The following is a 13,211-nucleotide window of genomic DNA, read 5'->3' as shown; positions in this document are numbered from 1 at the left end:
GGCCGGATGCACCGCCACTGCTGTGCACTCAGCGGGGTGCTGGGGTCAGCGGGTGAGGGCTGCGACGAACGTCGCGACGTCGTCGGCGTGCGCGGTGAACAGTTCCGAGGTGAGGTCCGCTGTGCCGCGCCACGGGTCCGGCATCGGGACGCGGTGCAGGTGCGGTGCTCCCGGGACGTCGAGGACGACGGAGTCCCAGCCCGCCGCGACCACGTGCGGCCCGAACGTCCGCACGACGGTCCCCCGGAAGTACGCGCGCGTATCCGCGGGGGGCTGCACGACCGCGGCCGCGACGTCGGCCTCGGTGACCACGCGCTCCACGGCGCCCGAGGCGAGCAGGCGCTGGTAGAGCCCGCGGTCGGGGCGGACGTCGGCCCACTGGAGGTCGAACGCAGCCAGGCGCGGGTCGTCCCAGGAGAGCCCGCCGCGCCGGCGCATCCCCTCCAAGAGACGCAGCTTGGCCACCCACTCCACGTCTCGGGCGCACTGCGCGGTCGACGTGCCCAGCCGCGCGAGCACGTCCTCCCAGCGCTCGAGGACGTCGGTGGTCGCGGCGTCGGCGCCCGCGCCGACGGCCTCCTGGCAGACGGCCAGGTACTCCCGCTGCACCTCGAGCGCCGTGAGGCGTCGACCGTCGCGCAGCGGCAGCGGGACGGCGAGGTCGAGGTCGCGGCTGACGGTTGCGACGCACTCGACGGGGTCGGCGAGGGCGAGCGCGGTCAGCCGGGCGAGGTGGTGCGGTGCTGCGTGCTCGAGCACACCGAGGACGAGCGACGTCGTGCCCGCCTTGAGCAGGGTGGCGGGCTCGAGGAGGTTCGCGTCGCCCAGGATCACGTGCAGGCGGCGCCAGCGCGCGGCGTCGGCGTGCGGCTCGTCGCGGGTGTTGATGATCGGGCGCCGCATGGTGGTCTCGAGGCCGACCTCGGCCTCGATGAAGTCCGCGCGCTGCGAGAGCTGGAACCCGGGCTCCAGGCCCGTCTGCCCGAGGCCGACCCGGCCGGAACCGGTGAAGACCTGGCGGGTGACGAGGAACGGGGTGAGCACCTCGACGAGCGTCGCGAACGGGACCGCCCGGTCGACGAGGTAGTTCTCGTGGGTGCCGTAGCTCGCGCCCTTGCCGTCCTGGTTGTTCTTGTAGAGCATGACATCGATCCCGGCGCGGGCGAGCTCGGCGGACGCGCGCGCCATCACGCGCTCCCCCGCGACGTCGTAGCGCACGACGTCGTACGGCGTGGCCACCTCCGGCGAGGAGTACTCGGGGTGTGCGTGGTCGACGTAGAGCCGGCCGCCGTTGGGCAGGATCGCGTTGAGGGCTCCGGGATCGTCGTACGGGTTCGACGCCGGGCGTGCGAGCGTCGTCGGCGCGTCCCCGCTCGGTGCGGGACGCTCGGGGTCGTCCGTGAGCAGCGACGGGTGCGCGGACGCACGCGGCAGGCGGTGCCCGCGGGCGTCGCACAGCGGGTCCTCGTGCGCGTAGTCCCACCGTGCGGTCTGGCCGAGCGTGGCGCGGTACGCGGCCACGACCTGCGAGGACATGAGCATCGGGTTGGGTCCGCCGGTCACCCCGTACTCGGTCTCGATCCCGACGACGCGGCGCACGCCCGGCTGGGCCGGGTGCGCGGGAACGGCCGTCACAGGTACTGGCCGGTGGCCGTCGGCTCGATGCCGCGAGCGGTCGAGGACTGCTTCGCGTCCTGGACGATCGTGCGGATGAACACGATGCGCTCGCCCTTCTTGCCGGACACGCGCGCCCAGTCGTCGGGGTTGGTCGTGTTGGGCAGGTCCTCGTTCTCCTTGAACTCCGCCGCGCACGCGGTCAGCAGGTGGTCCACCCGCAGCCCGCGCTGGCCGGTCGCCAGCAGGTCCTTCACGGCGTGCTTCTTGGCGCGGTCCACGACGTTCTGGATCATGGCTCCGGACGCGAAGTCCTTGAAGTAGAGGACCTCCTTGTCCCCGGACGCGTAGGTGACCTCGAGGAACGCGTTGGCCTCGTCCGTGGCGTACATCCGCTCCACCGTGCGGTCGATCATCGCGGCCACGGTCGCGGCGCGGTCGCCGCCGTGCTCGGCGAGGTCGTCCGCGTGCAGCGGGAGATCGGGCAGCACGTACTTGGCGAAGATGTCGCGGGCGCCCTCGGCGTCGGGCCGCTCGATCTTGATCTTCACGTCGAGGCGACCGGGGCGCAGGATCGCGGGGTCGATCATGTCCTCACGGTTGGAGGCGCCGATCACGATCACGTTGTCGAGGCGCTCGACGCCGTCGATCTCGGCGAGCAGTTGCGGCACGATCGTCGTCTCGACGTCCGAGGAAACCCCCGTGCCGCGGGTGCGGAACAGCGACTCCATCTCGTCGAAGAACACCACGACGGGCGCGCCCTCGGCGGCCTTCTCGCGCGCCCGGGCGAAGATCGTGCGAATGTGCCGCTCGGTCTCCCCCACGTACTTGTTCAGCAGCTCGGGGCCCTTGATGTTGAGGAAGTAGCTGCGCTGGCGGGCGCCGTCGGTCTCGCCGCCGGCGCGGGCGGCGAGCATCTGGGACAGCGAGCTCGCGACCGCTTTGGCGATCAGCGTCTTGCCGCATCCGGGCGGGCCGTAGAGCAGCACACCCTTGGGTGCCTTGAGGCCGTGCTCGCGGAAGAGGTCGGCGTGCGCGATGGGCAGCTCGATCGCGTCACGGATCTGCTCGATCTGCGCGCCCAGGCCACCGATGTCCGCGTAGTCGACGTCGGGGACCTCCTCGAGGACGAGGTCGGTGACCTCGCTCTGCTCGATCTCCTCGAACGCGAACCCGGCGCGGGCGTCGACCGTGACGGTGTCGCCGACGCGCACCCCGGCAAGGCGCCCCGCGGCGCGCACCACGTGCTCGGTGTCGGAGCGGAGCACGACCAGCAGCCGGCCGTCGGGCAGCTGCTCGCGCACGACGCCGAGCTCGCCGACGGCCTCGTACCCGCCAGCGGCGACGACGACGAGGGCCTCGTTGAGGCGCACCTCCTGGCCGGGCAGCAGGGCGTCGAGGTCGACGTCGGGCGCGACCGCGAGGTGCATCTTGCGGCCCGCGCTCACGACGTCGGCGGTCGACGCGTCCACCTTGGCGAGGAAGACGCCGTAGCCGCCCGGGGGTCGTGCGAGCTCGTCGAGCTGTTCCTTGAGGGTGACGATCTGCTCGCGTGCCGCCGTCAGCGCCTCGACGAGGCGCTCGTTGCGGGCGGCGAGCAGCTGGACCTGCTCACCCGTGACATCGGGCATGCCCCCACCTTCCCGGGCCCGCGCGCACAGACCCTGCTCGAGAGTCGACCCTACGCGCCGGGCTGGGGCTCCTGGGGCGCCTGTCCCACATCGCGGCGCACGCGCCGGATCTTCTTGTCGGACACCGCGCGCTCGCCGAGCTCCTCCGGCGTCCACTCCTGCTCCGTGGCGGCCGGGTAGTTGCCCTTCGAGGGGCGACGACGACGCACGGGCGCGTCGACGCCGTCGGCCATCCGGCGCACGCTCAGCAGGAAGCCGGTGTGGCCGATCATGCGGTGCTGCGGGCGCACGGCCAGGCCCTCGAGGTGCCAGCCGCGGATCATGGTCTCCCACGCCTCGGGCTCGCCGAACGCCCCGTGGTCGCGCAGGTCCTCCGCGAGCCGGGAGAGCTGGGTGGTGGTCGCGACGTAGCAGATGAGCACGCCGCCGGGGATGAGGGCCTCGGCGACGGCGTCGAGGTTCTCCCACGGCGCGAGCATGTCGAGCACCACGCGGTCGATGCTGCCGGGCTGCTCGACCTCGGGCAGGACGTCGCTGAGGTCGCCGATCGACAGCTCCCACGCGGGGTGGGTCTCACCGAAGAAGGCCTCGACGTTGCCGCGGGCGATCGCGGCGAAGTCCTCGCGGCGCTCGATCGAGTGCAGGTAGCCCTGGTCGCCGACGGCGCGCAGCAGCGACAGCGTGAGCGCACCGGAGCCGACGCCGGCCTCGATGACCCGGGCGCCGGGGAAGATGTCGGCCATCGCGACGATCTGGCCGGCGTCCTTGGGGTAGACGACGGCGGCGCCGCGCGGCATGGACAGCGTGTAGTCGCTGAGCAGCGGGCGCAGCGCGAGGTACTCGATGCCGGAGGTGGTGCGCACCACCGTGCCCTCGGGCGCGCCGATGAGGTCGTCGTGGGAGAAGTAGCCGCGGTGCGTGTGGAACGCGCCACCCTCCACGAGGGCGATGGTCGCGAGCTTGCCCTTGGGGTCGGTGAGCTGGACGCGCTCGCCAGCGCGGAACGGTCCTCGGCGCAGGGCGGCGCCCGTCGGCAGGTGCCGGCGCGGGAGCGGCGGGAGTGCGGTGAGGTCGTTCTGGGGCTCGGTCACGAGGAGCGAGTCTAGGTTCTGTTGACCGCCGCGACGACATCGGCGACGTGCACCACGCCCACGACGCGGTCCCCGTCGACGACGACGAGGGTGGGCGCCGAGCGTGCGCCGACGCCGATGTGCCCGAGAAGCTCCACGCCTCGCGCGGCGACGGGGACCGTGGGCGCGGGGGCGAGACGGGTAGCGACGGCCGAGGCCGGGTCGGCGGCGGTTGCGCCGGCCGCGCGCGCCTCGGCCACGTCGACCAGGAGCGCGGGCCGGTGGGCGAAGTCCCGCAGGACCACGTGCCCGACGCCGAGCTGCGCTGCCACGCCCAGGACCTCGCCCACGGTGACGTCCTGACCGATCTCGGTCGCCGGGCGCGCGAAGGACCAGACGTCGTAGCGCTCGAGGCGCTCGTTGCGGTCGGCGTTCCGGAGCGCGGCGGACGCGCCGCTCCACAGCAGCGCGGCGATCACCAGGGCCCACAGGGCGCCGACGGGGTCGACGCCCTCCCCCGTCAGCGCCGGGCGGACGACGAGCCACAGCACGACCAGGACCGCCAGGACGCGGCCGGACCACGCGGCGACGCGGGTGCCCGTGCGGCGGCGGCCGGTCGCGGCCCAGATGCCGGCCTCGAGCATCATGCCGCCGTCGAGCGGGATGCTCGGCAGCAGGTTGAACGCGGCGACGAACCCGTTCGCGAACGCGCCCGCGTACAGCAGCAGGGCGGGGATCAGGGTGGCCTCGGTGAGACCGCCGTCGGACAGCGCCCAGTAGGCGCCGCCGAACACGGCCGCGAGCACGACGTTGGTGAGCGGCCCGGCACCGGCGATGAGGAAGTGGCTGCGCGGCGTCGCGCCGTGCGACTCGTAGGACGTGTGCCCGCCCCAGGCGGACAGGACGACGGCGGAGACCCGGTGGCCGTGCCGGCGCGCGACGGCGGCGTGCGCGATCTCGTGGGCGAGCACGGAGCCGAACAGGATGAGCGCGAACGCCGCGGTGACACCGACGAGCGCGCCCGTGCTGCCGCCGACGACGTTGGCGGCCGTCGGCGCGAACAGGACCGCGATGATGACGGCACCGAAGAACCAGCTCCCGGAGACGACGACGGGCGCACCGGCCGTGCGTCCGATGATCACGCCGCTCGGGTGGCGCCGGCTCTGCCTGCTGTTCACAGGGGGCAGCCTACGTTCCGGGTCTGTCGGACGCCGCACCTACCCTGGACGTCATGAGCGACACGACGGCGGCACCCACCCTCCTGCCTCCCGCAGCGCCCGCGGCGCCCGGCGAGGGCGAGCGGCCCGCCCCGGAGCGCGCGCGACGCGCGCCCGCCCTGTCGCCGTCGCGCGCCAACGACTACGTTCAGTGCCCGCTGCTGTTCCGGTTCCGGACGATCGACCGGCTGCCGGAGCCGCCGAGCACCGCGGCCGCACGTGGGACGCTCGTGCACGCCGCGCTCGAGCGGCTCTACGACGCCCCGGCCGGCGAGCGCACGCCGGAGCTCGCCGTGGCCGCGCTGCCGGGCGAGTGGGAGCGCATGCTCGAGGCCAGCCCGGGGTACGGCGAGATGTTCCCCGAGGCCGGGGCGCAGGAGGCGTGGATGACGTCGGCTCGCGCGCTCGTCGAGCGGTACTTCACCCTCGAGGACCCCACGCGCCTGGAGCCCGAGGCCCGCGAGCTGTTCGTCGAGACCGAGCTGCCGGGCGGTCCGCGGCTGCGCGGGGTCGTGGACCGGATCGACGTCGCCCCGAACGGCGCGGTGCGGGTGGTCGACTACAAGACCGGCAAGGCGCCGCGCCCCGCGTACGGGGAGTCGGCGGCGTTCCAGATGCGCTTCTACGGGCTCGTGGTCTGGCGCGAGCGGGAGGTGGTGCCCGCGATGCTCCAGCTGATCTACCTGGGTGACGGCCAGATCCTGCGCAACGAGCCCACGCAGGCATCGCTCGAGCAGACCGAGGACCGCATCCGCGCGCTGTGGGCGTCGATCGTCGCCGACGCCGAGGCCGAGTCCTTCGCCCCGCGCAAGTCCCGGCTGTGCGACTGGTGCAACCACCAGGCGATCTGCCCCGCGTTCGGCGGTGTGGCGCCGCCCATCCCCGAGGGCGCGATCAAGCTCAATCTCGGGATCGCCTGAGGCCGGGCCGCCGCTCGCCTCGGGCGAGCGCTCAGTCGCGGCCCTCCATGAGGTCGACGACCTCTCCACCGACGACGCGGGTGATCACGTCGAGGTCGACGCCCTCGAGCGACGGCACGCGGCTGAGGCTGTCCCGGGCCGGGATCGGCAGGAGGGCGCGGACGGCGACCGTCCGCGCGCCGGAGGCCAGGGCCGAGCTGATGCCGGGGGGCGAGTCCTCGAAGGCCACGCAGTCCTCGATCGGGACGCCCATGAGCTCAGCGGCGCGCAGGTAGGGCTCCGGGTGCGGCTTGCCGTTGACCACGTCCTCCCCCGTCACGACCACGTCGAACACACCCGGGCCGACGGCCTCGACCATGCGGGCGGCGAGGGCCGCGTAGGACATGGTGACGAGAGCGCACGGGATGCCGGCGGCGCGGACGGCGTCGAGCAGCTCGCGGGCGCCCGGCTGCCACGGGATGCGCCGTGCGAGGCCCTCACCGACAGCGCCGGTGAGCTCCGCGGTGATCTCGGTCGTCGGGAGATCGGCCCCGGCGGCCTGCAGGATGACGGCGGCGTCCGTGAGCGCCATGCCGACGAGCTGCGCGCCGTCGGCCTCAGTCCACTCCACACCGAACCGCGCCATGAGCGCGCGCTCCGCCCCGATCCAGTACGGCTCGGTGTCGATGAGCGTGCCGTCCATGTCCCACAGCAGCGCCCGCGGCAGGACACCTGTCCCCTGGGTCGGTGCGGTCACGGTCCGGGGTTCGAGGTGGTGGCTCACTGGTCCATGGTAGGCAGGCGAGCGGGGCGACCGTCGACGTGATCGCGCGCATGGAGTGGACCGTACCCGCCTCATCGAATCGAGCCCACGGCTAGGCTGGACGGATGACTGAGGAGCAGGCAGGGCCTGACACGACGAGCGACACCGTGGTGCTGGCCGCGTTCGAGGGCTGGAACGACGCGGGCGGCGCGGCGACGTCGGCGGTGCTGCACCTGATCGAGGTGTGGGGCGCGCAGCGCGTGCACGAGCTCGACCCCGAGGACTATCACGACTTCCAGGTCAACCGGCCCGTGAGCGAGTTCGACGACGACGGCCGCCGCGTCCTCACCTGGCCGACCACGGCCGTGTACGTCGCGGAGCCGCTGCCGGGCCGGCGCGTCGTCCTGGTGCACGGCACGGAACCGTCGATGCGCTGGCGCTCCTACTGTGCCGAGCTGATCGAGAGTGCCCGCTCGCTCGGCGCCGCCTCGATGACCACGATCGGCGCCCTCCTGGCCGACGTCCCCCACACGCGCCCGATCCCGGTCACGATCACGTCGGAGGACCTGGGCATCCAGGCGCTGCTCGACATCGAGCGCAGCACGTACGAGGGCCCCTCCGGGATCGTCGGCGTGCTCCAGCACGAGGCGCAGGAAGCCGGCCTGCACGCCATGTCGATCTGGGCCGCCGTCCCGCACTACGTGGCGCACCCGCCGTCGCCCAAGGCGACGCTTGCGATCCTCACACGGCTCGAGGAGGTCCTGTCCATCCCGGTTCCGCTGCTCGACCTCGTGGACGACGCCGCCGCGTGGCAGGCCGGCGTCGACGAGCTCGCCCGGGAGGACGAGGAGATCGCCGAGTACGTCTCCCAGCTCGAGGAAGCCAAGGACACCGCGGAGCTCCCCGAGGCGTCGGGCGAGGCGATCGCGCGTGAGTTCGAGCGGTTCCTGCGGCGCCGCGACAAGGGCATCGGGGGCTGAACCGCCCGGCCCGCCTGGCCCGTACGGCCGGTGTGGGAGGCGCGTGGCAGGCTGGGCGCATGGACTTCCGCATCTTCACCGAACCCCAGCAGGGCGCCACCTACGACGACGTGCTCGCGATCGCGCGCGCCACCGAGGAGCTGGGCTACGACGCCTTCTTCCGCTCCGACCACTACCTGCGCATGGGTGACGGCGACCCGGGCCCCGGCCCGACGGACGCGTGGACCACGCTCGCGGGGCTGGCCCGCGAGACCTCGCGCATCCGGCTCGGCACGCTCGTGTCGTCCGCGACGTTCCGGCACCCCGGTGTCCTCGCGATCCAGGTCGCGCAGGTCGACCAGATGTCCGGCGGTCGCGTCGAGCTCGGGCTCGGCGCCGGCTGGTTCGCGCGCGAGCACGAGGCCTACGGCATCCCGTTCCCGGACAAGCGCTTCGGCATCCTCACCGAGCAGCTCGAGATCGTCACCGGCCTGTGGGGCACGCCCGTGGGCGAGACGTTCTCGCACGCCGGCAAGGAGTACACGCTCGTGGACTCCCCCGCGCTGCCCAAGCCCGTCCAGGGCGGTGACCGCCCCGGCGTCCCCGTGATCGTCGGCGGCAGCGGACCCAAGCGCACCCCGGCGCTCGCCGCGTCGTTCGCGGCCGAGTTCAACGCTTCCTTCCCGCCCATCGAGGAGATCCCCGAGCGATTCGCGCGCGTTCGGGCGGCCTGCGAGGACATCGGCCGCGCGCCCGAGTCGCTCGTCTACTCGGTCGCCCTCGTGATGTGCGTCGGCAAGGACGAGGCTGAGCTGGCCCGCCGCGCCGAGGCCATCGGCCGGGACGTCGCCGAACTGCGGGAGCACGGCGTCGCTGGCACCGTGCAGGAGGCCGTGGACCGTCTCGGGGAGCTCAACGAGATGGGCGTCGAGCGGGTCTACCTGCAGGCGCTCGACATGGACGACCTCGACCACCTCGAGTTCGTCGCCCGCGAGGTCGTCCCCCAGCTCGGCTGAGCCGACCTCGCCGAGCTACAGGCGGACACCGAGCAGCGCGTTGACCGTGCGCGCGACGACGCCGGGAGCACCCTCGTGCGCCTCGACGTCGTCGCGACGCGACTCGGCAAGGCTGCGGTGGGCCCACGCGTCCACCGCAGCCAGCGCCCGCGGGGTGTCGAGGTCGTCGGCCAGGGCCGCGCGCACCTCGGCGAGCATCGGCCCGGCGTCCGGGCCCCCGTTGCCGGAGACCGACGACCGCCACAGTTCCAGCCGCTCGCGCGCCGCGTCGAGGTCGGCGTCGAACCACTCCCACTCCGTGCGGTAGTGGTGGGCGAGGACCGCCAGGCGGATCGCCATGGCGTCCACACCGTCGGCGAGCAGGCGCGAGACCAGCACGAGGTTGCCGCGGGACTTGCTCATCTTCTCGCCCTGGTAGGACACCAGGGCCACGTGCGCGTGCGCGGTCGCGGACCGACCGTGCAGCAACCGGGCGTGCGAGGAGCTCATCTCGTGGTGCGGGTAGAGCAGGTCGGCGCCCCCACCCTGGACGTCGAACTGCTGGCCGAGGCCCAGGTGCGCGATCACGGCGCACTCGATGTGCCAGCCCGGTCGTCCCGCGCCCAGCGTGCCGCCGTCCCACGCCGGCTCGCCCTTGCGCTCACGGCGCCACAGCAGCGGGTCCTGCGGGTCGCGCTTGCCCGCGCGGCCCGGGTCTCCCCCGCGCTCGGCGAAGAACGCCGCCGCCGTCGCGGCATCGAGGTTGCTGACCGAGCCCATCGCAGGGTCCACGCTCAGGTCCGCGTACACGTCCCCGAGCTCGGGGTGGTCGCCCCCGGCGCCGTCCTCGAGCGGCACCCGGTACGCCGCGCCCGAGGCGAGCAGCTGCTGGACCGCCGCGACGACGTCGGGAATCGTCTCGACCGCACCGTAGAAGTGGTCGGGCGGGATGACACCGAGCGCCGTCATGTCCGCGGCGAACAGCGCCGTCTGCTCGCGGGCGAGGTCGCGCCAGTCGACGCCGGTGGCGGTGGCGCGCTCGAGCAGCGGGTCGTCGACGTCCGTGACGTTGGACGTGTATGTGACGTGGATGCCGGCGTCGCGCCAGGCGCGGATCAGGACGTCGAACGCGAGGTACGTGGTCGCGTGACCGATGTGCGTCGCGTCGTAGGGCGTGACGCCGCACACGTACAGGCCGGCCTCACCGCCCGCGACCGGCTGCGTGAGCGACCCCGTGCTGCTGTCGAAGAGCCCGACGGGGCTCCCGGAGCCGGGGAGGACAGGGATCTGTGGGGTGGGCCAGGCGTGCACCGCTACAGCCTAGCCGCGCCCGGGCGTCGTCCGACCCCGCGGCCGGTCAGCCCGCTGGCGTCCCGCCCGTGGCCTGCAGCACGCCGGTGGTGAGCAGGATCAGGACGACGGCGGCCAGGCCGAGGCGGTACACGACGAACGGGCGGTAGCTGAAGGTCGACACGATCCGCAGGAACGCGATGATCACCACGTAGCCCACACCGAACGCGATGAGCGTCGCGAGCATCGTGGCACCGAGGCTGGGTGTCCCGGCCTCGCCGAACTCGCCGAGCGACCCAGCGAGCTTGTACAAGCCGGACCCCATGACCGCGGGGATGGCGAGCAGGAACGAGTACCGGGCGGCCGCCTCACGGGTGTAGCCCAGCAGGAGCGCGATCGTGATGGTGCCACCCGAGCGCGACACGCCCGGGACGAGCGCCATCGCCTGGGCGAAGCCGAGCGCGAGAGCCCGCTTCGCCGTCGTGTCCTCGAGCGGGCGCCGGCGAGCCCCCACCCGGTCGGCCCAGCCGAGGAAGATCGCGAAGATCGCCAGGGTCGCGACCGTTAGGTACAGGTTGCGGAACGTCGAGTCGATCGCGTCCTCGAACAGCAGGCCCAGGACCACGATCGGGACGGAGCCGAGCGCGATCCACCAGCCCATCCTGGCGTCCGGGTCCGCCGGCCTGAAGCGTTCGCCCCACGACGACGCCGAGCGCATGGCCTGCCACCACGCGCGGCAGATCCGCGCGATGTCCTTGCGGAAGTAGATGATCACGGCGGTCTCGGTGCCGATCTGCGTGATCGCGGTGAAGGCTGCACCCGGGTCGCTCGACCCGATCAGCTCCCCGACGATCCGCAGGTGCGCCGACGACGAGATCGGCAAGAACTCCGTGAGGCCCTGCACCAGGCCGAGGACGATCGCTTCCCATGCATTCACAAGCGGACACTCTACGCAGCGCCCACGCCGGGTCCCGCATCCACGCGCCGAGCCGCACTACCCTGCCCACATGGAGCTTCGTCAGCTGGGCCGTACCGGGCTACGCGTCTCGTCCCTCGGCCTGGGGACGATGACGTGGGGCCGCGACACCGACGAGGGCGACGCCGGCGAGCAGCTGCGCGACTTCGTGGACGCGGGCGGCAACCTCGTCGACACCGCCGCGTCCTACGGCGGTGGCGCGAGCGAGGAGATCATCGGACGGCTGCTCGGATCGACGATCTCCCGCGACGACGTGCTGCTGTGCACCAAGGCGGGCATCCGCGCCACGGCTCACGGGGCGTCGATCGACGCGTCGCGCGGCTCGCTGCTCGACTCCCTCGACGCTTCTCTGGCCCGCCTGGGCGTGGACCACGTGGACGTGTTCTGCGTGCAGTCCCCCGACCCACGCACCCCGCTCACCGAGACGCTCGACGCGCTGCGCCGTGCCGTGGACTCGGGTCGTGCACGCTACGTCGCGCTCGCCAACCACCCGGGCTGGCAGGTCGGCCGCGCGTCGGCGCTGCTCGAGGCCCACGGGCTCGAGCTCGCAGCCGCACAGGTCGAGTACTCGCTGCTCGAGCGCGGGGTCGAGCGCGAGGTCGTGCCCGCGGCGACCGACCTCGGCGTCGGCGTCCTCGCCTGGTCGCCGCTCGGCCGCGGGGTGCTGACCGGCAAGTACCGCCGCACCATCCCCGCCGACTCCCGCGCAGCATCGACGCACCTCGCGGGGTTCGTCCAGCCCTACCTCGACTCGGACTGCACGTCGATCGTCGAAGCCGTCGCCACCGCGGCCGAGGGCCTGGAGCGCCCGACGCTCGAGGTCGCTCTCGCGTGGCTGCTGGGGCGTCCCGGGGTGTCGAGCGCCCTGATCGGGCCGCGTACCCCGGCCCAGCTGCGGTCGTGCCTGCCGGCGGCCGAGCTCGACCTCCCACCAGCGCTGGCCGGCGCGCTCGACGACATCAGCGCCCTGCAGCTCGGGTACCCCGAGCGCCGCTGACGCGACGACGAGCGGGCTGACTCAGCCCTTCTCCGGGTCGACGAGCGTCTCGAGGTCCTGGTCGCTGAGGCCGTCGAGGTCGTCGTCCGACTCGTCCGCGCGGTCCGACTCGTCGTCGTCCCGTTCGTCCTCGTCCTCGTCGTCGTAGTCGTCGTCCTCGTCGTCCTCACCGAGGTAGAACGGCGTGGCCTCGGCATAGGTGACGGCGAGGGCCTCGTCGTAGACCTCGAAGGCGTCCGCGAGGACGTCGTAGGCCTGGTCGACGGCCGGGTCGTCCTCGCCACGGCGCGCGGCGACAGCGTCGAGATGGGCGTCGAGAGCGGCGATGAGCCGGTCCAGTGCTGCGCGCGGGTCTACGGTCATAGCACGACGGTAGCCCCGGACGGGGCACAATGGCATCTGAGATTCCGCGCCCTGGCTGCCCGAGGCCAGGGACCGCCCCTACGTGGACGAGGTGAGACCCATGACGCAGCGCCCCCAGGCCCCCCGCTACGGCGAGTACGAGTTCCGGGTCGTCTCGATCCCCCCGGCGACCAGCCGCTCCGACGCTCGCCGCATGCTCACCGACGAGGCCGAGTACGGCCGGTGGGAGCTAGCCCGCAGCCTGCTGTACCAGGGCGGCGCCCGCAAGGTCTGGCTGCGCCGCCGCATCATCCGCGCCCGCAGCACCCTCTGACGCACCGCCCCTCTCCCACCCCACCCCCCACCCCCACCCGTTGAGTGCGTGATTTTGGCGGTGCCTTCGTCGGAAAACACCGCCAAGATCACGCACTCAGCGCCCGGAGGGGGGGTAGGGGTCG

13 protein-coding genes are annotated in these 13,211 nt (G+C 73.1%); 5 read left to right on the top strand and 8 right to left on the bottom strand.

Features of this window, described 5'->3' with window-relative positions; translation table 11 throughout:
- Window positions 1-45: 45 nt before the first annotated feature.
- Genes dop through BMZ30_RS05425 form a run of 4 tightly spaced genes read right to left on the bottom strand, consistent with a single transcriptional unit; the run spans window position 46 to window position 5,493 of the window.
- The gene (gene dop / locus BMZ30_RS05440) at window positions 46-1,635 is read right to left on the bottom strand and encodes a depupylase/deamidase Dop (RefSeq protein ID WP_268248165.1); all 1,590 of its coding nucleotides are present in this window, start codon (window positions 1,633-1,635) and stop codon (window positions 46-48) included.
- Window positions 1,632-3,245, bottom strand: coding sequence for a proteasome ATPase (arc, locus tag BMZ30_RS05435; protein ID WP_093375969.1), 1,614 nt, complete (start codon window positions 3,243-3,245; stop codon window positions 1,632-1,634). Before arc ends, dop begins: the two co-directional genes overlap by 4 nt.
- A 50-nt stretch (window positions 3,246-3,295) precedes the next feature.
- Window positions 3,296-4,336: a tRNA (adenine-N1)-methyltransferase gene (locus BMZ30_RS05430; protein WP_229828600.1), complete on the bottom strand. Its 1,041-nt coding sequence runs from the start codon at window positions 4,334-4,336 to the stop codon at window positions 3,296-3,298.
- A gap of 11 nt (window positions 4,337-4,347) precedes the next feature.
- Window positions 4,348-5,493 carry a site-2 protease family protein gene (locus tag BMZ30_RS05425; RefSeq protein ID WP_143073133.1) on the bottom strand — a complete coding sequence of 382 codons (1,146 nt, stop codon included), beginning with the start codon at window positions 5,491-5,493 and terminating at the stop codon, window positions 4,348-4,350.
- 53 nt (window positions 5,494-5,546) lie between these two features.
- On the opposite strand from BMZ30_RS05425, the gene BMZ30_RS05420 reads away from it, so the two are divergent.
- Window positions 5,547-6,452, top strand: coding sequence for a RecB family exonuclease (locus BMZ30_RS05420; protein WP_093375966.1), 906 nt, complete (start codon window positions 5,547-5,549; stop codon window positions 6,450-6,452).
- A 31-nt stretch (window positions 6,453-6,483) separates the two neighbouring features.
- Here the strand turns inward: BMZ30_RS05420 and BMZ30_RS05415 are convergent, their stop codons facing one another.
- Complete coding sequence (locus BMZ30_RS05415) at window positions 6,484-7,215, bottom strand: HAD family hydrolase (RefSeq protein WP_229828603.1); 732 nt, start codon at window positions 7,213-7,215, stop codon at window positions 6,484-6,486.
- Between the two features lie 104 nt (window positions 7,216-7,319).
- Between BMZ30_RS05415 and BMZ30_RS05410 the strand changes: the two genes are divergently transcribed.
- Window positions 7,320-8,174 (top strand): PAC2 family protein, encoded by an 855-nt coding sequence (locus BMZ30_RS05410; protein ID WP_093375962.1) that lies wholly within the window; start codon window positions 7,320-7,322, stop codon window positions 8,172-8,174.
- A gap of 59 nt (window positions 8,175-8,233) precedes the next feature.
- Window positions 8,234-9,169: an LLM class F420-dependent oxidoreductase gene (locus BMZ30_RS05405; protein ID WP_093375960.1), complete on the top strand. Its 936-nt coding sequence runs from the start codon at window positions 8,234-8,236 to the stop codon at window positions 9,167-9,169.
- A 15-nt stretch (window positions 9,170-9,184) separates the two neighbouring features.
- Here BMZ30_RS05405 and mshC read toward each other — a convergent pair whose 3' ends face one another.
- Complete coding sequence (gene mshC / locus BMZ30_RS05400; RefSeq protein WP_093375958.1) at window positions 9,185-10,459, bottom strand: cysteine--1-D-myo-inosityl 2-amino-2-deoxy-alpha-D-glucopyranoside ligase; 1,275 nt, start codon at window positions 10,457-10,459, stop codon at window positions 9,185-9,187.
- A 46-nt stretch (window positions 10,460-10,505) separates the two neighbouring features.
- Window positions 10,506-11,375: an undecaprenyl-diphosphate phosphatase gene (locus tag BMZ30_RS05395; protein ID WP_093375956.1), complete on the bottom strand. Its 870-nt coding sequence runs from the start codon at window positions 11,373-11,375 to the stop codon at window positions 10,506-10,508.
- 70 nt (window positions 11,376-11,445) lie between these two features.
- On the opposite strand from BMZ30_RS05395, the gene BMZ30_RS05390 reads away from it, so the two are divergent.
- Window positions 11,446-12,411: an aldo/keto reductase gene (locus BMZ30_RS05390; protein ID WP_093375954.1), complete on the top strand. Its 966-nt coding sequence runs from the start codon at window positions 11,446-11,448 to the stop codon at window positions 12,409-12,411.
- A 21-nt stretch (window positions 12,412-12,432) separates the two neighbouring features.
- Here BMZ30_RS05390 and BMZ30_RS05385 read toward each other — a convergent pair whose 3' ends face one another.
- Complete coding sequence (locus BMZ30_RS05385; RefSeq protein WP_093375952.1) at window positions 12,433-12,774, bottom strand: primosomal protein; 342 nt, start codon at window positions 12,772-12,774, stop codon at window positions 12,433-12,435.
- Between the two features lie 100 nt (window positions 12,775-12,874).
- On the opposite strand from BMZ30_RS05385, the gene BMZ30_RS05380 reads away from it, so the two are divergent.
- Window positions 12,875-13,087: a DUF5703 family protein gene (locus tag BMZ30_RS05380; protein WP_093375950.1), complete on the top strand. Its 213-nt coding sequence runs from the start codon at window positions 12,875-12,877 to the stop codon at window positions 13,085-13,087.
- Window positions 13,088-13,211: the final 124 nt, after the last annotated feature.

The organism is Flavimobilis marinus (assembly GCF_900113055.1).
GTDB classification, from domain to species: Bacteria; Actinomycetota; Actinomycetes; order Actinomycetales; family Cellulomonadaceae; genus Flavimobilis; species Flavimobilis marinus.
This window is presented reverse-complemented; position numbering and strand designations above follow the sequence as displayed.

Bases quoted from the DNA above. Each gene is read 5' to 3' on its own strand.
- BMZ30_RS05405 (WP_093375960.1), top strand. From the start codon at position 8,234: ATGGACTTCCGCATCTTCACCGAACCCCAGCAGGGCGCCACCTACGAC.
- BMZ30_RS05385 (WP_093375952.1), bottom strand. From the start codon at position 12,774: ATGACCGTAGACCCGCGCGCAGCACTGGACCGGCTCATCGCCGCTCTC.
- BMZ30_RS05410 (WP_093375962.1), top strand. From the start codon at position 7,320: ATGACTGAGGAGCAGGCAGGGCCTGACACGACGAGCGACACCGTGGTG.
- arc (WP_093375969.1), bottom strand. From the start codon at position 3,245: ATGCCCGATGTCACGGGTGAGCAGGTCCAGCTGCTCGCCGCCCGCAAC.
- BMZ30_RS05420 (WP_093375966.1), top strand. From the start codon at position 5,547: ATGAGCGACACGACGGCGGCACCCACCCTCCTGCCTCCCGCAGCGCCC.
- BMZ30_RS05390 (WP_093375954.1), top strand. From the start codon at position 11,446: ATGGAGCTTCGTCAGCTGGGCCGTACCGGGCTACGCGTCTCGTCCCTC.
- BMZ30_RS05380 (WP_093375950.1), top strand. From the start codon at position 12,875: ATGACGCAGCGCCCCCAGGCCCCCCGCTACGGCGAGTACGAGTTCCGG.